This is a genomic window from Brevibacillus brevis (assembly GCF_900637055.1).
GTDB lineage: Bacteria > Bacillota > Bacilli > Brevibacillales > Brevibacillaceae > Brevibacillus > Brevibacillus brevis.
Genome location: NZ_LR134338.1, coordinates 4,569,409 through 4,587,784, shown reverse-complemented (window position 1 = coordinate 4,587,784; position 18,376 = coordinate 4,569,409). Strand labels below are relative to the sequence as shown.

At 48.6% G+C, this 18,376-nt stretch carries 21 protein-coding genes; 9 read left to right on the top strand and 12 right to left on the bottom strand.

Translation table 11 applies throughout. From position 1 onward, the window contains the following. The first annotated feature begins 218 nt into the window (after positions 1-218). From EL268_RS22055 to EL268_RS22030, 6 genes are all read left to right on the top strand, one after another. On the top strand, positions 219-1,154 hold the full coding sequence (locus tag EL268_RS22055) for a dipeptidase (protein ID WP_106654351.1): 936 nt from the start codon (positions 219-221) through the stop codon (positions 1,152-1,154). A 35-nt stretch (positions 1,155-1,189) separates the two neighbouring features. After that, positions 1,190-2,248 (top strand): DmpA family aminopeptidase, encoded by a 1,059-nt coding sequence (locus EL268_RS22050; RefSeq protein ID WP_106654352.1) that lies wholly within the window; start codon positions 1,190-1,192, stop codon positions 2,246-2,248. Positions 2,249-2,474: 226 nt separating this feature from the next. Continuing rightward, positions 2,475-2,960 carry a hypothetical protein gene (locus EL268_RS22040; protein WP_164724588.1) on the top strand — a complete coding sequence of 162 codons (486 nt, stop codon included), beginning with the start codon at positions 2,475-2,477 and terminating at the stop codon, positions 2,958-2,960. Continuing rightward, the gene (locus tag EL268_RS33505) at positions 2,957-3,106 is read left to right on the top strand and encodes a hypothetical protein (protein ID WP_232029993.1); all 150 of its coding nucleotides are present in this window, start codon (positions 2,957-2,959) and stop codon (positions 3,104-3,106) included. Before EL268_RS22040 ends, EL268_RS33505 begins: the two co-directional genes overlap by 4 nt. A gap of 1 nt (position 3,107) precedes the next feature. Further along, a complete protein-coding gene (locus tag EL268_RS33500) occupies positions 3,108-3,368 on the top strand; it encodes a hypothetical protein (protein ID WP_232029991.1) in 261 nt (86 codons plus the stop codon). A 79-nt stretch (positions 3,369-3,447) separates the two neighbouring features. Next, positions 3,448-4,773 carry a serine hydrolase domain-containing protein gene (locus EL268_RS22030; protein ID WP_106654398.1) on the top strand — a complete coding sequence of 442 codons (1,326 nt, stop codon included), beginning with the start codon at positions 3,448-3,450 and terminating at the stop codon, positions 4,771-4,773. A 110-nt stretch (positions 4,774-4,883) separates the two neighbouring features. Here the strand turns inward: EL268_RS22030 and EL268_RS22025 are convergent, their stop codons facing one another. Together EL268_RS22025 and EL268_RS22020 are read right to left on the bottom strand one after the other, a co-directional pair. Beyond that, positions 4,884-5,219 (bottom strand): DoxX family protein, encoded by a 336-nt coding sequence (locus EL268_RS22025; protein ID WP_106654354.1) that lies wholly within the window; start codon positions 5,217-5,219, stop codon positions 4,884-4,886. Between the two features lie 86 nt (positions 5,220-5,305). Continuing rightward, complete coding sequence (locus EL268_RS22020; protein ID WP_106654355.1) at positions 5,306-5,731, bottom strand: MarR family winged helix-turn-helix transcriptional regulator; 426 nt, start codon at positions 5,729-5,731, stop codon at positions 5,306-5,308. A gap of 210 nt (positions 5,732-5,941) precedes the next feature. Here EL268_RS22020 and EL268_RS22015 point away from each other — a divergent pair, with 210 nt between their 5' ends. Genes EL268_RS22015 through EL268_RS22005 form a run of 3 tightly spaced genes read left to right on the top strand, consistent with a single transcriptional unit; the run spans position 5,942 to position 9,063 of the window. Beyond that, positions 5,942-7,261, top strand: a complete 1,320-nt coding sequence (locus tag EL268_RS22015; protein WP_106654356.1) for an ABC transporter substrate-binding protein — start codon at positions 5,942-5,944, stop codon at positions 7,259-7,261. Positions 7,262-7,279: 18 nt separating this feature from the next. Further along, positions 7,280-8,230, top strand: a complete 951-nt coding sequence (locus tag EL268_RS22010) for a carbohydrate ABC transporter permease (protein WP_106654357.1) — start codon at positions 7,280-7,282, stop codon at positions 8,228-8,230. Beyond that, a complete protein-coding gene (locus tag EL268_RS22005) occupies positions 8,230-9,063 on the top strand; it encodes a carbohydrate ABC transporter permease (RefSeq protein ID WP_106654358.1) in 834 nt (277 codons plus the stop codon). Before EL268_RS22010 ends, EL268_RS22005 begins: the two co-directional genes overlap by 1 nt. Here the strand turns inward: EL268_RS22005 and EL268_RS22000 are convergent. From EL268_RS22000 to nikC, 10 genes are all read right to left on the bottom strand, one after another. Next, entirely contained in the window at positions 9,060-9,938 is an 879-nt protein-coding gene (locus tag EL268_RS22000; protein ID WP_106654359.1) for a phosphotransferase family protein, read from the bottom strand. The two genes, EL268_RS22005 and EL268_RS22000, sit on opposite strands and share 4 nt — an antisense overlap. Before the next feature lie 72 nt (positions 9,939-10,010). After that, positions 10,011-10,457 (bottom strand): hypothetical protein, encoded by a 447-nt coding sequence (locus EL268_RS21995; protein ID WP_106654360.1) that lies wholly within the window; start codon positions 10,455-10,457, stop codon positions 10,011-10,013. A 133-nt stretch (positions 10,458-10,590) separates the two neighbouring features. Beyond that, the gene (locus EL268_RS21990) at positions 10,591-11,484 is read right to left on the bottom strand and encodes a DMT family transporter (protein WP_106654361.1); all 894 of its coding nucleotides are present in this window, start codon (positions 11,482-11,484) and stop codon (positions 10,591-10,593) included. Positions 11,485-11,506: 22 nt separating this feature from the next. Further along, positions 11,507-12,835, bottom strand: a complete 1,329-nt coding sequence (locus EL268_RS21985; RefSeq protein ID WP_106654362.1) for a sodium:solute symporter family transporter — start codon at positions 12,833-12,835, stop codon at positions 11,507-11,509. Continuing rightward, a complete protein-coding gene (locus EL268_RS21980) occupies positions 12,832-13,536 on the bottom strand; it encodes a response regulator transcription factor (RefSeq protein ID WP_106654363.1) in 705 nt (234 codons plus the stop codon). The genes EL268_RS21985 and EL268_RS21980 overlap by 4 nt, the downstream gene beginning before the upstream one ends. 4 nt (positions 13,537-13,540) lie before the next feature. Then, positions 13,541-14,329, bottom strand: coding sequence for a sensor histidine kinase (locus EL268_RS21975; RefSeq protein ID WP_106654364.1), 789 nt, complete (start codon positions 14,327-14,329; stop codon positions 13,541-13,543). A gap of 95 nt (positions 14,330-14,424) precedes the next feature. Beyond that, positions 14,425-15,420 (bottom strand): ABC transporter ATP-binding protein, encoded by a 996-nt coding sequence (locus tag EL268_RS21970; protein WP_106654365.1) that lies wholly within the window; start codon positions 15,418-15,420, stop codon positions 14,425-14,427. Between the two features lie 2 nt (positions 15,421-15,422). After that, on the bottom strand, positions 15,423-16,445 hold the full coding sequence (locus EL268_RS21965) for an ABC transporter ATP-binding protein (RefSeq protein ID WP_106654366.1): 1,023 nt from the start codon (positions 16,443-16,445) through the stop codon (positions 15,423-15,425). A 12-nt stretch (positions 16,446-16,457) separates the two neighbouring features. Continuing rightward, entirely contained in the window at positions 16,458-17,378 is a 921-nt protein-coding gene (gene nikB / locus EL268_RS21960; protein WP_106654367.1) for a nickel ABC transporter permease, read from the bottom strand. A gap of 14 nt (positions 17,379-17,392) precedes the next feature. Further along, on the bottom strand, positions 17,393-18,292 hold the full coding sequence (gene nikC, locus EL268_RS21955; protein ID WP_106654368.1) for a nickel transporter permease: 900 nt from the start codon (positions 18,290-18,292) through the stop codon (positions 17,393-17,395). Between the last annotated feature and the right edge of the window lie 84 nt (positions 18,293-18,376).

The window sequence follows — 18,376 nt, the reverse complement described above, 5'->3', positions numbered from 1 at the left end:
AATTGCGCAGGAAAGGTTACGTGCTTCACAGTGTAAAAGCGACCATGCTTACACTTTCCGCAAAAATGCGGCCGCTCCTCCTCGAACATGCCTCGATAATGTTTTCTTAAGTGGCTTATAGCAATAATTTATTGGATTCGCTCTTCAAAATACATTACCTTAAAATTAACAGAATAGGTAGTGTTCTCAAAGGAATTTAGCACAAGGGATGGATACAGATGGCCAAGATGCCGATTATCGATTTGCACTGTGATGCACTTCTGAAAATTTGGGAGAAAAATGGGGCTCTGTCCTTTGCGGAAGCGGACGAGCTGGACGTCAACAGAAAACGGCTGCACGATGGCGGGGTAAAGCTGCAATGCTATGCGATCTGGACATCACCTGAACTGTCCACGGAGCAACGTTTTCAAAAAGCTTTGGATCAAATTCATTACTTTTATACAGAGGTTCTCGGAAAACATCCAGAAATGAAACAAATCCGTGATTGGAGCGATCTCGACCATTTGCAAGAGGGTGAGATCGGAGCATTGCTGACGTTGGAAGGTGTAGAACCAATCGGCAACGATTTGAAGAAGCTGCACATTTTGTATCAGTTAGGAGTTCGCTCTGTGGGCCTCACCTGGAACTTCGCGAATCTCGCTGCGGATGGTGCGCTGGAACCGAGGAATGCTGGACTGACGACCTTTGGCAAGGAAATCATTCAGTTCCACAATGAGCATAAAATGTTGACGGACGTCTCGCATCTAGGGGAGGGCAGTTTCTGGGATACGATTGAGCTTGCTGCATACCCGATCGCGAGTCATTCGAATGCACGAGCGATCTGCGACCATCCACGCAATCTGACGGATGAACAGGCAAAAGCGTTATTTGCCAAAGGCGCGAATGTACATGTCGTCTACTGCACCCAGTTTATCAATGAAACGACACCAACCACGATAGATGATCTGATCAAGCATATCGATCATTTTTGTTCACTCGGTGGCGTGCGTCATATCGGGCTCGGCTCTGACTTCGACGGCATTTCCGCAAAGGTCGTAGGCTTGGAGCACGCGGGTCAGAGCCAAAACCTGATCAACGAGCTGCTCAAGCATTATAAGGAAGAAGAAGTGCGCGGGTTTGCCTATGAGAACTTTCTGCGCAATCGTCCGGTGTAAGCGATCGGCATAGCCTTACGAAAGGAATGGAACGCATGACGAAAAAAATTCGGCAGCTCGGTGCGACAATCGGGAGGCTGCCGGTCGGTGAGAAAAATGACATTACGGATGTAGCCGGAGTCCGAGTGGGACATGTGACGATCCAGCATGAGCTGGACAACGACGACTATGCATGCACAGGAGTGACAGCCATTTTGCCGCATGGCGGCAGCTTGTTTCGTGAAAAGGTGACTGCGGCCAGCTATGTGATCAACGGCTTCGGCAAAACGACGGGACTCGTGCAAGTAAATGAGCTGGGGGTATTGGAATCGCCGATCATGCTCACCAATACGTTTTCCGTGCCCGCGGTTACACAAGGGACGCTGCAATACATGCTGGATACGAACGAAGAGATCGGGGACACGACCGGGACGATCAACATTGTCGTGGGCGAATGCAACGATGGTTATCTCAATTCCATTCGCCGCTGTGTCGTGCGCCCGGAAGATGCTAGAGAAGCGATTCAGAACGCAACGGACCAGGCCGTAGAAGAAGGAGCTGTCGGGGCAGGGACGGGGATGATTGCCTTTGGCTATAAAGGCGGTATCGGCTCGTCTTCTCGTATCGTAGTGACTGAGGAGCAAGTATATACATTGGGGACTTTGGTACTCAGTAACTTTGGCAACAAGAATGATTTCTTGGGAGCGAATCTGTTCACAAGCTGCAAAAGCAATGAAAACGCAGTAGAGAAGTCCGAAGATGGTTCGATCATCATCGTACTGGCGACAGATGCGCCGCTCAGTGATCGCCAACTGCTTCGGGTAGCAAAGCGTACAGGAATCGGCTTGGGACGTACGGGGAGCCATTTTGGGCACGGGAGCGGCGACATCGTCATTGCTTTTTCCACAGCGCAAAAGATCCCACATCAGACAACAGCCGTTACGGAAACGCGCGTGCAACTACGCGAGGATCATCCGATCATGAACGAATTGTTTGCTGCTGCGGCAGAAGCGACAGAGGAAGCGATCTACCATTCTCTTTCCCAAGCAGTCACGACAACGGGAAGAAAGGGACGCATCGTTCATGCGTATCCAAGTCAGGGCATAGGAGAGTAGTAACATAACCCTACAAGTGGTGACATTCCGTTTGATAACAGTGGACACCGCTTGCCGATTTGTCAGGCGGATGATTTTAATAAGAAGCTGATGGAGTTTATTCAATCATAATTCGTAAGGGAACTGACAGCCGATATTTCTGCCTAAAGTGCAGGATATCGGCTATTTCTTTTAGAACTTACCAATATATAGTTTTCAATAGCTCATGAAAAATCAACGATTAAGGATGGGGAAATTGAAGAAAACACTGTGGATCTCTATACTGCTTATAGCCATATTTGTGGGAGGTTTTTATTTCCTTGTGAAAGGGAATCCGCCATTGGATATTGGTACCCTTGCTTCAAGCAAAGATCATAAATCTGTTGTTGTGGGAATTGGTAATAAGGGCTTTGGTGAAGTGAAAATAATAGATGTTTCAGTTAATAACAATGAAAAACCATCAAAAACAAAAGTACAGGTTAGTAATGCTTTACAAGGATTCATCGTAACTGACGATTATGATAAAAAGGAATCAATACCCTATGGATTTCAGAAGATAGAGGATATAGCAATGAAAGCTGGCACATCTGAGGATACTGCTACGAAAAACGATAAAATTTATGGACTTAGTGTCATTCATCATGAAGCAATAAACAGAGTGAATATAAAGTACAGCTATCTGGGGATTCCATTTGATGAAATGGTGTTCTTTGAAGCGGGGGTAAATCGATGAGCCAAATGAAAGTTGTACCGGTCGAAGTTCCTTGGATGATCAGCCCCTCACATGATTTTGTCGGTTTTACTGGTTATGAGGAGCGGGAAGTAAGCGTGGAAGTGATTTACTTTCCAGCCGATTTGTCTTTTTACGATGTACGGTAAAATGGAGGGCTACGAGCGATATGACTTCAGCATGCTCGATCAGTACTATGATGGGAGACTGTCTTTGCGTGACGAATGGGACAAAACTGATGTTTGCCCAAACCCAGGATTTTACGAAGTGGTTGAGTCAAAAGTAAAAGAAGCATTTGGCTTTACGTCCCCTAGAGTCAAGTATTGGGTATTATGCGGGCATGACTCATGTATCGATGTGTTGGCCTATTCTTTTGAATGGGAAGAGGTCGAATGGGGGAAAGCCATGTAAGGGCGATGCCGCTGTGCAATAAAATGAAAAAATATGAGATTACGTAGAAAAGGAGTGTTCCGAAGGCATGTTGAATGGAATGAACCACGCAAGCGTTTCAGCTCTGGAAGCATTCGTGCAGCAATTCATGGAGAAGGAAAAGGTACCGGGACTCTCCATTGGCATCTCCCGGAATGGTGAGACCCTCTATCAAAAAGGCTTTGGTGTCACTGATCTGGAGACGAATCAGACAGTAACACCTGAGACCATTTTCGGCATTGCTTCGGTTACCAAATCGTTTACCGCTACCGCCATCATGCAGCTCGCGGCAGAAGGCAAGCTGTCTGTGGACGACTCAATTCGCAGCTATTTGCCTGATTTACAAGTAAAGGCGGACATACATACTGAAAAAATCACGATTCACCATTTGCTCTCTCATACATCAGGTGTTCCACCGCTGCTGCGCCGTGAAGAACTAACGAGATTCCCTGAGCATATCGCCTATTTGAACGAAGTCCAATTTGACGCCCTTGGTGTACCGGGTGAGTATATCAGTTACAGTAACGACATGTTTCTTCTGCTGGGAGCTATTATCGAGCGTGTTACTGGGCAGCGCTACCGTACCTATGTAACAGAACGCCTGCTAGCGCCGCTCGAAATGAGTCGTTCGACCTTTAACCTGGAAGAAGTCGTTCGTTTTTCCGATGTCTCCGTCCCTTATGTCAAAGGGGAGGAGCAGCAACTAAAAAAAGTGCCGTGGCCCACACTTGGCAACTATGAAGTGGGGGGAGGCATCCGATCCTGCGTCGTTGATTTGCTGAATTACGGACAGCTCTATATCAATGCCGGCCGCTATCAAGAGAAGCAAGTAGCAGATGGAGCTTCGCTTAGAGCCATGTGGCAGCCGGTTCATCGACTGACCAAGGACACCTGGTATGGCTATGCGCTCAAAACTACTCCGAACTATGCTGGAATTACGCTAGTTGAGCATGGGGGTGGTCAGCCTGGGGTGTCGTCGAACTTCGGGTTTGTACCGGAAAATGGGCTAGTCGTCACCGTTCTTTCCAATCTGGAAAACGTGCCAATTCGCAACGTCTGGCTTGCTGCTGTAAACGCTGTCCTTGGTTTGCCACTTGCACACAAAGAAGACGAAGCCCCGCTCTATACACCAACGAGAGAAGAGCTAGAGAAGCTCATCGGGACGTACACGTCAAGGGAAGGCGGAAGATTGCGACTCTTCCTTCGAGGTGATGCTCCTGTCGCAGAGGTAGCTGGTATGGAGTATGAGCTGCGGGCCAGCAGTCACGATACGCTGATCGATGTACAAAACGGTCAACCGCTCCGCTTTTTTTTCAAAGACCAGCAGCAAGCATGGGCTGTTCTCATGGGGCTGAGGATGCTTTGCAGGAGCGAAAACAAGTTCTAGACTGATTCTTAATAAATGAAACAGCGGCGACCTAAGACATGGAAATAAAGTCTTAGACCCGCCGCTGTTATGACTGTATCCTCAGTTTGGTTGGGATTCCCCTGCCTAGACTAAAAATGATACGTCGAGATGAAAAAGGACAGAAAGCAAAGAACGAGCGCCGGTATTGCTTTCGGAAAAGGATCTCTAGCAATCACAAGTAGGATGAAGGCAGCTACCAACATGGTCACGCCTAAAAGCAATCCTGATAGTAATGCAGCGATCGAAAACCATATTCCAATAATCAAGCCAATGGAACTGATGATCTCAATAATGCCAGTTAAGAAGTTAAAGATGGGAGGGAGTCCAAATCGTTCAAATTCCGTCGCCATTTTACCGGAAATAATTTTTGTACCTGTAAACATAAAGAAGATCGCAACAATGACTTGCAAAACGATTAGGGTCATAACGGCTACCTCACTTTCGTTATTCCATATCAAATTTAATATATGCTATAGCATGTATTTGGCGGAAAAAGTATCTGCCTCTCCATTTATTCATCTTTTACTACTTGATATAATTTGTCGAGCAATGCATGCAATTTCGCAATCTCTACATCGGTAAGGTTTTGCGTTACATGGTTATGCGCTTCGGTAACGACGGGTATAAGCTTTGATTTTAGCTCCATCCCTTTGTCACTCAACAACAAGTTATGAGAGCGTCTATCGGCATCATTTAAAGTGCGAATGACGATTCCCTTTTTTTCAAGCGAGTAAATCATTCTGACGACGGTGGTTTGGTCGCGGTCAATAGCATCCGAAAGATCCTTTTGTGTGATCGCTCTTTCTCCATCCATGACACTAAGAATTCCCCATTGCTCCGGCGTGATCTCAAATTGTTTTAACCTCTTCTTAAAATAGTTCGTCATCTTCATATCTGTACGGTGAAGAAGAAATCCGGTCAGGTTGAATAATTCCATAGAAAATCCTAACTCCTTCGTATACATGCTGTAGCATATAAAATGGTAACTTAGTTATTTCAGTTAGTCAAATAAAATAGTGTCGGGAAAGCCTCACTGAAAAAAGAGTAAAGAAAACGAAAAAACTGGTAAAGATATTAAAACTTACAATTCAGAATATTTAATATAATACGAACTGTCTCGCAAAAAAGATCATGAGGGGGTTCGTGTATGGGATTTCGTTCCTGGATTTCTGTGGCGCTCCAATTAACGTTGGCGACAGCATTGCTTGTAGGCTGTAGTCAGCCGGCCGCCACTCCTGACTCAGCATCGTCGTCAGGTACGAATGGCGTCACGCTAAAAATGGTCGAGAGTATTACTAGCCCACAACGAACTGCGCTGTTAAAAGAAATGCTAGTCCAGTTTGAAGCGAAGAATCCGGGGATCAAAGTCGATCTGATTTCACCTCCATTTGAAGGAGCGGATCAGAAGATCACACAGATGCTGATGGCAAAAGAAGAGCTGGACGTACTAGAGGTTCGCGAATTCAATGCCAAGCAGTTTTCGATGAACGGCTTTATTGAAAATTTGAAGCCCTACACAGACAAATGGCAAAATTACGATCAGCTGACAGACGTCGCCAAACGTAGAGCCACTTGGGTGGACAAAACTCCTTATTACATTCCGAATGGACTGTACCAGCGCGTTTTGTATTATCGGACGGATTGGTTTAAGGAAGCGGGGATCGAGGTGCCGAAGACATGGGATGAGCTCTTGGTCGCAGCCAAAAAGCTGACGGACCCAGCCAAAAACCGCTACGGGTACAGCTTCCGGGGAGGTGCGACCGGGTGGGATTACGCGCTGATCACCATGTGGGCCTATAACGGGACAGAGGTCGACCCTGACTCAGCCTTTTTCATGAAGGATGGACGCACGATCTTCTCCACGCCGCAATCATTAGAAGCGATGCAGTATTACAAACAGCTTTACAAAGAAGCCTCTCCAAAAGATTCCGTGAGCTGGGGCTTTCAGGAGATGGTACAGGGCTTTGTAGCGGGTTCGACTGCCATGCTGATTCAGGACCCTGACGTCATCGATGGAGCCAAGGAGAAGATGCAGGAAGGGACATGGGCGACCGCTCCGATTCCGATTGGTCCTTCAGGTGTCGCGCAACAAGTAGTTGGTGGACCCGGTTGGGGGATGGCTTCGTACTCGAAGCACAAGGAAGAGGCGTGGAAGCTGATTGAATTCCTCTCTGATCCAGAACAGAGCACTCATTTTGCGAAAAAGACGTCCACGATTCCTGTCGTGAAGAGCGCGGCAGAAGATGAATTTTACAAGACGGGTTACTTCCAGCCGTTTATTGAGATGAGCCAGCAGCCGACGAAGTTCCTCGATGTTTCACGTCCTGTGGACTACAAAGGCTGGGGAGCTTGGCAAAGCACGGCGGATAAAGATATTCAGAGCTTTTTGCTCGATCAGCTCACCGCAGAGGACCTGTTGAAAAAATGGGATCAATACTGGACGAAAGAAAAAGCCGAGCGAAAGTAGACGTGGGGGGATGGTAGCTTGGACACGCAAAAACCCATCGTCATGACGACGAAGCAGGTTGTGCCGGAAGGGAAGAAATCGTTCCGAATCTCCAAAGAAGGTCGCTTTATATTTTTGTGCCTCCTGCCTGCCATTTTGTTTGTTTCGGTCTTTACGTATTATCCACTCGTGCGTGGGATCATCATGTCTTTTCAGAACTACACGCTCTTTGACTTGATGAATATTCAGTTCATTGGGCTGGACAACTTTGTGAACGTACTGACAAGCCCAGACTTCCCGCGAGTTGCCATGAACAGCTTTTACTGGGTGTTTTTCTCGCTCGTTTTTCAATTGCTGTTTGGCTTCATGCTGGCCCTCTTGATGCGTAAAAAATTTCGCGGGAGAGGGATTTACCAGGCATTTGTCTTTTTTCCATGGGCGATGTCCGGCTTTCTGATTGGGCTGATTTGGCGGTGGATGTTCAATGCCCAGTTTGGCGTCATTAACGATTTGCTCTTGAAAACGGGTTTGATCGATGCGCCGATCTCCTTTTTGGCGGATGGCACTTGGGCAATGGCTGCCGTCATTATCGCGAATATTTGGTATGGCGTCGCGTTTTTTGCCATCATGATTCTGGCTGCCCTGCAATCGATCCCAGAGGAGCTGTACGAAGCGGCGGCGATGGATGGAGCGGGGCGGATTCAGCAGTTTTGGAGCGTGACACTGCCATATATCATGCCTACGATGCTGGTGACGATCCTGTTGCGGGTCATCTGGATTCTCAACTTCCCGGACATTATTTACGCGATGACAAATGGAGCTCCTGCAGGCTCCACGCATATATTCGCTACCTACATGATCGATAAAGTCATCTTTGGACAAGACTACGGGCAAGCCTCGGCAGTGGGGGGCATCATCGTATTGATTTTGATGTTATTCACGATCTTTTACGTGAAAGCGACCAAAGTAGAGAAAGGAGGGGACTTCTGATGCAACGCGATCATCTAGGGTGGAGGACTGGCAGAGCGATTGTACTGACCCTGTTTCTTGCGTTCGCGATTTTCCCGCTGTATTGGATTATCATTACGTCGCTCAAAGGTCAAAAGGAAATCTTTTCGCTCCCGATTCAATATTGGCCACAACAGGTGACGTTGATCAACTACTTGGAGATCTTTCAGATTTCCCACTTTCAGGTGTACATCTGGAACAGCTTTCTCGTTTCCTTGGTCGCTTCGGCTATGGTCGTATTCATCGCGATGCTCGGCGGTTACGTGTTGGCCCGCTTTTCGTTTAAAGGAAAGCGGCAGGTGATGTTCGGATTTCTCGTCACCCAAATGATCCCGATGTTCATTGGCATGGCGCCGTTGTACATGATGATGTCCAAGATGCACATCTTAAACAGCCTGTTTTCGTTGATGCTCATCTACACGGTCATGCTGATTCCGTTTTGCACGATCATCATGTCTGGCTTTTTCCAACGGATACCCAATGCCTTGGAGGAAGCAGCGATGATGGACGGCTGTTCCCGGTTGAGTGCCCTGTTTCGTGTCATCGTGCCGATCATGCTCCCCGGAATTGCGGCCACGTTTATTTTCGCCTTTGTCCAATGCTGGAACGAGCTGATTATGGCAGTTCTGTTCATTGATGAAGAGTCGGTCAAAACGATTCCCGTCGCGATGAACGCCTTCATCAAAAAGTACGATATCGAATGGGGAGCGATGTCGGCAGCTACGGTACTGTCAGTCATCCCGACGATGCTGTTGTTTGCCTTTTGCCAAAAATACTTGGTGGAAGGGCTCACACAAGGTGCCGTAAAAGGCTAGATGTAGTCCTGCATGCCAGCTTGGTACGCTGTTTCATCGTCGTTTTCCAGACCAAACAGCGCTTCTTCCAAGGCGAATGTACTGCGGTAAAATCTCATCCTTGTCATCACCTGCTCAAGCTGGGGGTACACCGGGGTGAAGTGCTGCAAAAACGGTTCCCCGTAGCTCGCGCAAAGTCCGGCGAGGTCGTAAGCAGGATCGCCCACACCTGAGCCGCCAAAATCGATGATGCCTGTGATGCGTTGTTTTGTTGGGGAGTACAAGATGTTGCCGGTGCCGAAATCTCCATGAGTCAAGCAAGGCTGAAAATCAAAATGGGCAGGGTCAGCCAGGTACGTTTCAAAGCGCTCTGCCACATCCTTTTTGGCTTGCTCACGCATGGCTGGGAACAATTTCGAAACGATCTGTTCATACAGCTCAGTCAACTGCTTGGCCATGTCAAAATCGCCAGGGATAAGCTCTGGGAGCAAGGAGGAGACGGGAAGCTGGTGCAGTTCATGAAGAAATTGTGCCAGCTGGGCAGCGACAGTCGGTACCGAATTTTGACGAGAGGCTGCTTGAAAAGCTTCTCGGGTAAAAGGCTCACCTTCGAGTAGTGGATATCCGGCAAACACCCGCCCAGGTAGTTCCTCGGCAAAGGACAAATAGATCGGAGCCGGAATTGGCAGGGAGAGATATGGTTTTACCGTACGTAAAATGTTCGTTTCGATCTTCAGTTGCTCGATTCCGGCGGTATATTTCGGAAAGCGAAACACGTACGCGTCATTGACGATGAGCACATCATTGTTTTGGCCCATTTCGTTAAAGTAGGCGGAAATGATGGTCAATTCCGGATACGTTGCTTGAATGTGTTGGATATACGCTTGCGTTCTCATCATGATTCTCCTTCCCATATTCCGCTTTTCGAAAAAAGAGCACTCTCCACTAAGGAAAGTGCTCTTTCGTATTTACGATGCTGCCAGTTCAAATCTGACGAGCGTTTCTTTGGTGTCTGCGAGCTTTTCTAGTTCAACAATTCGCCAGTTATGGGAGATTGTCCTGCGCATCCATGCCAGTGCAGCGTCTGATAAGCGAACGTGGTTCAGCGCTGTTTCCTCGACTTGATAGTCACGCTCCGCTTGGATGTTGTAGCGTTTGTTCAGCAAAAACTTGATCCCTTTAAAAGTGGTGAATTTGATTTGGTAGCCTTCGCGAATCGCGGCTTCCAGCGTAGTGGGATCGGTTTTGGACAGTTCAAAGAGATGGGTGTAATCGTACTTGCCGCCCTCCACATCCGAAAAAGGCGCAGGGTCACCTGTTCTCAGCTTGTGGATGATTTCTTCATCGACGAATCCATGGGCACGGGCTGCCTCTAACAGCATCATTTCCCACTGGGATAGTTTTACGGTAGACATGGACTGTCCCTCCTCTTAGCACGATGTAACGGTACAGACTCGCCCGCTTTCTCCCAGTATAAAGCAATGAAATTGTACTTCTCAACTACAATTCCGACTATTTTAGTATGAAAAGTGCGGCGAACTGCTTTGCTCAGGATGAAAGTGAGGAGAGCTTCTTCTTTTCGCGCGGGTCCTTGGAGGTTGTGGTCAAGGTCACGCCTGCGATGATGAGAATCGCACCGAAAAACTGTACGGCTGTTACAGGCTTTGCCAGCAATAACAAGCCAAAAAGCATGGCAATAAACGGTTCCAGATTCGCAAACATCGCGGCTTTGGCAGCGCCTACCTTCTGTAGTTGGCTGTTCCAGATTAAGGTCACAATGCCGTGCATGACGACAGCGGTGACAAACAAGAGAATCCAGGATGAGAGGCTGGTGCTTACCGTGGCCGTAGGGATGCTGATCAGGACAAAAGGCAGCATCGATCCGAAACCGATCAAATTGGATACGAGCGTCGTCACGAGTGGAGGGAGTCGATGCCCCAACAACCTGACGAGTATGATCGAGGTTGCGAACGTCAGCATCGTCAATACAATCCAGAGGATGCCTACATCAAAATGCAGCTCTGCCCCTGTATAAATGACGAATAAAACGCCTGATGTACCGATTACCGAACCGATTGCCATGCGGCCAGTCAGCGATTCTTTCAAGAACAAGGCAGCCAAGAGAGCGGTTGTAATTGGCGTCAGCGCCAGGATCAGGGCAGAGGTGGTCGGATCGGCTGTAACGAGCCCTTTATAGAAGGACCACTGGTTGATGAATACGCCCACAACTCCCAGTACCGCGAGCAAAAGCCAGTCCGTACGAGAGAGCTTTGGCATTTTCAGACGCCCTCTGGACCAGATGAGCAGAAACAACACGATAAACAAGAGGCGCATAGCCGACAAAAAGAGCGGAGAAAACTCGGCGACGAGCATTTTCCCGAAGACGAAATTGCTGCCCCAAGCGGTTACGCAAAAAATGAGCAGCAAGTAGGAGCGTAGCATAGGATTCGTTCCTTCCTGTGGGTCAGCGAGTGTGATCCGGCGTTCGGATGTACCGTTTCCACAGCCAGGTCATGCACAAGTAGGCGGTTAAGACCAGAGCTGTACATAAGGAGGCAATCCAGATTGCCATCATGGGATCGACGTACATCCGGCTGCTATAGCCTGCGACGAATCCCATTACTGCGCTGATCAAAATGAAAGTAGGTGCTTTTCCCTTCGTCAACACGATAACGACGACAGGCAAAAACAGTGAGGCATACATAATGCCAAAGAAGAACAGCAAATCCAGCAAGGTCGGCTGGAAGTAGATCGTCAAACCATACGAAAGCGCACCGATAGCAATGGCAAGAATGTAGCCCAAACGGATTTTTTGCCGTTCAGAAGCGTCTGGTCGGAACAGCTGATAGACGTTGTTGACCATTAGACTAATCATGGAATGAAGACCTGCACCAAAAGCGGACATGATCGCACCAAAGGCACAGAGGACAAATAATACAAGCAAGATCATCGTGTCAATCTTGCGTACGAGATCAAACAACAGCGAGTAAATATCATCAAAGCCGCCCGTAAAAAGGACGATGATGATCAGCGAGGAAAACGCCAGTGGTACGGTGGCAAAAATGAGCCCGGACACCAGAAAGGTAGGGACGATCTTTTTCTCTTCCATCATATAGAGCCGCTGCCACGATGCCTGATCGACAAACACTTGACCAAACCCGATCAACAGCCCGGTAATGATAAAAAAAAGCCCCTCGTTGTTGTTGAGCACCAAAAGGTAAGGATGGTAAAGGCGCAGTCCGTTATAGACGTGCTCTACACCTTTTCCGACGAAAAAGTAGACGGGAATCAGGATGATGGCCGCAAACGTAATGACAATTTGCACGATGGCAAAACGATGGATCGAGCGGATACCTCCGATGCCTGCAAACAGCACACAAAATCCAAAAAAACAGAGCAAGCCAAGAGGGATCGGTAAGCCAAACAAGATGTTCAGCAATACGCCCCCAGCCATTCCCTGAACGAACATCGCTTCAATCGTGGTAATCAAAAGGATGATGATCATCAGCCAGTAACCAAACGGATGCAGCTTGTCCCGCATGTAATCCCCGATGGTCATCCCTTCCGATAACTCACGGCGGACTTTACGACCAAGCAGGCCAAACATACTGAGGGCAAATGCTCCCATCAAAGCGAAGCCGATCCCGCCAAATATCCCGTATTTGACGAGTGCTTCCGGTGAACCGAATATCGTGTTTCCGGTTACCCAGCGGGCGAGGATCGAGACGACCCCAAGCCCAATGCCGATCTTTGCTGCACCTACCACGTATTCGCGAAACGATAAGTAGGTCAAGATGCATTCCCCTTATCCCGGTATTCTTTCGGGGTTTTCCCCACTACCTTGCGAAAAATGGTGCTGAAATAGTGTTGGCTGTTGAAGCCAGTCCGCTCGGCAACCGTCGATATGCTCCAATCAGGATGAGCGATCAGGAACTTCTTCGACATTTGAATGCGGTACTGCATTAAATACTCAGAGAATGAGACGCCTACTTCTTCATGAAAACGGCGGCTCAAATAGGTAGGATTGATATGGACTTCTGCGGCAAGATCAGCCAAATTCAGCTTCTCCGCGAATTTTTGATGAATGATGTTCATCGCATCGGAAATAATTCGGGTGTAAGCGGAGAGGGCAGGGCTCTTCTGATATTTTTTCAGAATGTCGACCAGCTCGCTCTCAATGACGGGCTTCGTGATGTAATCCACGACACCGAGGCGGATCGATTGCTTGGCATAATGAAAATCTTGATAAGCTGTTACAATAATGAGCTCGATGTCTTTGTGCTGAGCTCTCAGCTCTTCGCCAAGCACCAGCCCGGATTTCCCCGGAAGATTAATGTCCAGAAAGGCGAGATGAAGAGGAACCTTCTGGCTGATCGCCATGGCCTTGCTGCCATCTGCGGCCTTGTAGAATTTCCACAAGGGGAACATGGGCTGAATCAAATACTCGAGTTGGTCCAGCTCCAACGGTTCGTCATCCACGAGTAGTACGTTCATCTTCTCACCTCAGATCGATTTGTTCATAAGTACAGGGCCACCTGACAGACACAAGAGTTCCTCCCTCAGATATCGGAGCAAGCTCCAGATGTGCATGATCACCAAAACAAAGGTGGAGCCGCCTGCGGATGTTGTCCAACCCGTGACCGCTCTTCTCATGTGGCTGTTCCGTTTCGATCTCACTTTCATTCTGGAATGCTGTGAGTCCGGAAGAACCGTTGTCCATGACCGTAAGCAGGACATCGTCATCTTTTCGGCTTAGGCGGATGTCTAAGATAGCTTCGCCCATTTTTCGTTCCAATCCATGCTTAAATGCGTTTTCCACGAGCGTCTGCAAGACGAATGGGGGAATGGATGCTTGCAAGAGATCATCTGCACAATCTAGCTGAATCCTGAGCCGATCGCCGAAACGCAGCTTTTGAATCTCCAAATATTGCTCCGTGTACGTAATCTCCCGCGCCAATGAAATCAACGGCTCTGTGGATTTGTATTTGAATTTGAGAAACTGGGAGAGCACTTCGAGCGCTCTCACCAGTTCCTTCGTTCGGTTCAGTCGCGCCAGACTGAGAATGACATTTAGCGTATTAAACAAGAAGTGAGGCTGGATCTGTTGATTCAACTGATTGTAGAGCGCTTGCTGCAGCTCTTTTTCCAGCTCGATCTTCAGATTCTTGTTTTCTAACAGATCAATCCGCTTCTCGAAAATGAACAGAAACAATAAAGCAATAGCTCCTATGATAGGAGCCAAAATAAACAGCAGAATGAGCAATGTGAAACCTTCGAAGCTTATCATGAGATCCCTTCTGTATGGATAGATTTTGCAGTTACCATCATATCATGCTGCTTCGTGATCTCTTGCGTTTTTAGAAAATTTTAATCTCTCTATGATTAGACTTGGACAAGGTGGCAGGCAACTTGATGCGTATCGTGCAGGCTGGTCAAGCCAGGTACTTCTGTTTTGCAGCGATCAATCGCATACGGGCAACGCGTATGGAAGCGGCAGCCCTGCGGAGGATTGATGGGAGAAGGTACATCTCCGCGCAGAATGATCCGTTCCTGCTTTTTGTTTATGTCTGGCACCGGGATTGCAGACAAGAGTGCCTGCGTGTAAGGATGCTGCGGGTTGTCAAACAGGGACTTTTTATCCGCAATCTCTACGACTTTACCGAGGTACATGACCATGACGCGATCCGAGATGTGACGAACGACGCCGAGGTCATGGGAGATAAACAAATACGTCAGCTTGAATTGCTTTTGCAACGATTTCAAGAGATTCAACACTTGAGCCTGAATGGATACGTCGAGTGCGGATACGGCTTCGTCACAAATGATCAGCTTCGGTTGCATCGCGAGGGCACGGGCAATTCCGATGCGTTGGCGTTGTCCGCCGCTGAACTCATGCGGGAAACGGTCAATTTGATCCGGACGCAAGCCTACATAGCCGAGCAGCTCGATAATGCGCTCGCGGCGTTGATGCGCAGGTACGATATTTTGGATCGCCAACGCTTCCCCGAGAATAGCGGATACAGATTGGCGCGGGTTGAGCGAAGCGAATGGGTCCTGGAAAATGACCTGCAAATGCTTGCGCATGTCGCGCATTTGCTTCTTGGACATCGCCAGCAGATCTTGTCCTTCGAATAATACCGTTCCGCTCGTTGGTTCATCCAGACGGAGGATGGCACGACCGGTAGTGGATTTGCCACAACCGGATTCGCCTACAATACTCAGTGTTTCTCCTTCATAGATTGTGAAGCTGATGTCATCTACGGCTTTTACATGGTTGACGGTACGGCCTAAAATGCCGCCTTTGATCGGGAAGTGCTGCTTGAGATTTTTTACTTCGAGCAGTGGTTTTTTCGTTGGATTCGCTTGTGTCGTCATCATGGTCATACCCCCACTTCCGTAGCAGTCTTGGTGTCGCCGTCCCACTCAGACGTATACATCCAGCAGCGTACTTTGCTTCCGTCTGCATACTCCAAGAGCTCGGGAAGCTTCGTATTGCACAGCTCTGTTGCATGCGGGCAACGCGGAGCGAATCGGCATCCAACTGGCATGTTGAACGGACTTGGTACGTTCCCTTTAATCGCTTGCAGCTCTTCCACGTCCTCATCCAGACGGGGGAGGGAGTTCATCAGCCCTACTGTATAGGGATGGCGTGGATTCGCGAACAGGTTTTGTGCAGTCGTGTACTCCACGACCTTTCCCGCGTACATGACCGCGACGCGATCGCATGTTTCAGCAACGACGCCAAGATCGTGAGTAATCATGATGATGCTCATGCCCATTTCGACTTGCAGCTTTTTCATCAGCTCGAGAATCTGAGCCTGAATGGTAACATCCAAAGCCGTCGTCGGTTCATCCGCGATCAAAATTTCCGGGCGGCAGGCGAGAGCCATCGCGATCATAACGCGTTGGCGCATACCCCCAGACAATTCATGCGGCTCTTGCGTCGCGCGTTTTTCCGGGGAAGGAATACCGACCAGACGCAGCATGTCTACTGCTTTGTCCCACGCTTCCTTCCGTCCCATATTTTGGTGCAGGCGCAATACTTCTGCGATTTGCTCCCCAACCGAATAAACCGGATTGAGCGAGGTCATAGGCTCTTGGAAAATCATCGAAATCTCGTTCCCGCGGATCGCGCGCATGTCTGTCTCGGATTTCTTCGTCAGGTCTTGCCCTTTGAAAAGGATTTCTCCTCCTACAATTTTTCCCGGAGGACTGGCAATCAAACGCAGGATCGAGAGGGAAGTGATACTTTTTCCACAGCCCGATTCTCCTACCAGACCGAGTGTCTCTCCTCTATTTAGAGAGAAATCAACGCCGTCCACTGCTTTACTGACGCCATCGTCTGTGAAAAAATGCGTTTGCAGATTGCGAACGTCCAGGATGATATCTTGTTGCTCCGGCATGGTGATCCCTCCTTAGTTCAGATCAATTCGTTTATTAAAGTAGCGATACAATACATCGACGAGCAGGTTCACGAACACGAAGATAATGGAAGCGATCAGTACGCCGCCTTGTACGACGGGCAAATCACGCATGCGGATCGCATCGACGATCAGACGGCCCAAACCGTTGATGGCAAATACAGATTCTACGAGAACCGTACCACCCAAAAGGAAACCGAACTGCAAGCCGACGACGGTAATAATCGGGATCAATGCGTTTTTCAAAGCATGCTTGTAAATGATGACTGTTTCACGCAAGCCTTTTGCTTTTGCTGTGCGTATATAGTCTTGACGCACGACGTCGAGCATACTGGAGCGAGTCATACGAGCAACGATAGCAGCCCCAGCGGTACCGAGTGTGATCGCTGGCAAAATCATGTGCTTCCAGGTGCCCCAGCCTGCGACCGGGAAGAGCTGCAGCTTGACGGAGAACGTGTAGATCAAGCTCAAGCCGAGCCAAAAGCTTGGCAAGGATACACCGAGCAAGGCAATAACCATGATCGTAATATCAGCAGCAGAGTATTGCTTGGTAGCAGAGATGATACCTGCGATCATTCCGAGGACAACCGTTACAAAAATACTGGCAATGGCGAGTTCGATGGTAGCGGGCAAGCGCGCCATGATTTCATCCCACACGGGAAGATTAGAGCGAAGTGATGTACCTAGATCGCCTTGGAACACGTTGGCGACATATTGCGCGTATTGAACCATGATCGGCTGATCCAAGCCGAGCTGTGTGCGCATTTTCGCGATGGTTTCCTCAGAAGCGCCTTCTCCGGCGAGCAATACAGCTGGGTCGCCAGGAACCATTTGCATGATCAAAAAGACGACCAGAATGACACCGAGCAGGACGGGAATCATCTGCAGCAGGCGACGGATAATGTAAACAAACATGGTAGCATTCCCTCCTAAGTTTTCATTCGTGGATCGAGAGCGTCCCTAAGGCCGTCTCCAAAGATGTTGAAGCCGAGAACAAGAGTTGCAATAGCGAAACCAGGGAACATGGCCAGATGTGGAGCGGTAAACAAGAAGTCACGTCCGTTGCTGAGCATGGCGCCCCACTCCGGCAGAGGAGGCTGTGCTCCCAGTCCGAGGAACGAAAGGCCAGCAGCGGATAGAATCGCGGTAGCTAGGCGCATCGTTGCCTGTACGATAATAGGAGACAAAATGTTTGGAAAAATGTGTTTAAAGATAATCGTGAAGTCATTGGCACCGAGTGAGCGGATCGCATCGATGTACTCCAGTTTTTTCACGGTCAAAGTAGAGCCGCGGACGATCCGTGCAAATACAGGAATCGAGAAGATACCAACGGCGATCATAACGTTAAAGAGACTCGGCCCTAAGGCACTGACGATGGCCAGAGAAAGCAGGATTCCGGGGAAGGCGAGCAGAACGTCGATGATACGGGAGATGACCGTATCTACCCAGCCTCCGTAGTAACCGGATAATAAGCCGAGAATAATTCCGAAAAATGCACCAATAAAGACGGCGACAAATCCGACGGACATCGAGAGCTGTGTTCCGTATAAAAGACGGCTCAGTACATCCCGGCCTTTGTCATCGGTACCCATCCAGTGTTCAGCAGATGGTGGCTTCAACTTGTTGACCAAGTCAATTTCATATGGATCGTAGGGAGCGATGAATGGTGCCAACAGGGCAATCACGATGTAGAAAATCACGATACAGCCGCCTACCATGGCGAGTTTGTTTTTTCGTAGTTTCCTGTAAAAAGTCCGCCATCTGCTAGGGCGAGCAGCCGCTGCTTTGGGCGGAAGAGCTTGATTGGTTGGTGCGATCTCAACCTTCATGGTGTAACCCCTCCTTTGCTTACGTCAAAGTTATCAGAAAAATGTACGAAGTAAAGGCAATTTGAACAAGTCGTAAAAATAGTG

Coding starts and splice junctions, on each gene's coding strand:
- EL268_RS21965 (WP_106654366.1), bottom strand. CDS start 16,445: ATGCCGGAGCAACAAGATATCATCCTGGACGTTCGCAATCTGCAAACG.
- EL268_RS21995 (WP_106654360.1), bottom strand. CDS start 10,457: ATGTCTACCGTAAAACTATCCCAGTGGGAAATGATGCTGTTAGAGGCA.
- nikC (WP_106654368.1), bottom strand. CDS start 18,292: ATGAAGGTTGAGATCGCACCAACCAATCAAGCTCTTCCGCCCAAAGCA.
- EL268_RS21980 (WP_106654363.1), bottom strand. CDS start 13,536: ATGAACGTACTACTCGTGGATGACGAACCGTTGGAGCTGGACCAACTC.
- EL268_RS21970 (WP_106654365.1), bottom strand. CDS start 15,420: ATGATGACGACACAAGCGAATCCAACGAAAAAACCACTGCTCGAAGTA.
- EL268_RS33505 (WP_232029993.1), top strand. CDS start 2,957: ATGAGCCAAATGAAAGTTGTACCGGTCGAAGTTCCTTGGATGATCAGC.
- EL268_RS22025 (WP_106654354.1), bottom strand. CDS start 5,219: ATGACCCTAATCGTTTTGCAAGTCATTGTTGCGATCTTCTTTATGTTT.
- EL268_RS22005 (WP_106654358.1), top strand. CDS start 8,230: ATGCAACGCGATCATCTAGGGTGGAGGACTGGCAGAGCGATTGTACTG.
- EL268_RS22055 (WP_106654351.1), top strand. CDS start 219: ATGGCCAAGATGCCGATTATCGATTTGCACTGTGATGCACTTCTGAAA.
- EL268_RS21975 (WP_106654364.1), bottom strand. CDS start 14,329: ATGATAAGCTTCGAAGGTTTCACATTGCTCATTCTGCTGTTTATTTTG.
- EL268_RS21990 (WP_106654361.1), bottom strand. CDS start 11,484: ATGCTACGCTCCTACTTGCTGCTCATTTTTTGCGTAACCGCTTGGGGC.
- EL268_RS22020 (WP_106654355.1), bottom strand. CDS start 5,731: ATGGAATTATTCAACCTGACCGGATTTCTTCTTCACCGTACAGATATG.
- EL268_RS22040 (WP_164724588.1), top strand. CDS start 2,475: ATGGGGAAATTGAAGAAAACACTGTGGATCTCTATACTGCTTATAGCC.
- EL268_RS33500 (WP_232029991.1), top strand. CDS start 3,108: ATGGAGGGCTACGAGCGATATGACTTCAGCATGCTCGATCAGTACTAT.
- EL268_RS22030 (WP_106654398.1), top strand. CDS start 3,448: ATGAACCACGCAAGCGTTTCAGCTCTGGAAGCATTCGTGCAGCAATTC.
- EL268_RS22000 (WP_106654359.1), bottom strand. CDS start 9,938: ATGAGAACGCAAGCGTATATCCAACACATTCAAGCAACGTATCCGGAA.
- nikB (WP_106654367.1), bottom strand. CDS start 17,378: ATGTTTGTTTACATTATCCGTCGCCTGCTGCAGATGATTCCCGTCCTG.
- EL268_RS22015 (WP_106654356.1), top strand. CDS start 5,942: ATGGGATTTCGTTCCTGGATTTCTGTGGCGCTCCAATTAACGTTGGCG.
- EL268_RS22050 (WP_106654352.1), top strand. CDS start 1,190: ATGACGAAAAAAATTCGGCAGCTCGGTGCGACAATCGGGAGGCTGCCG.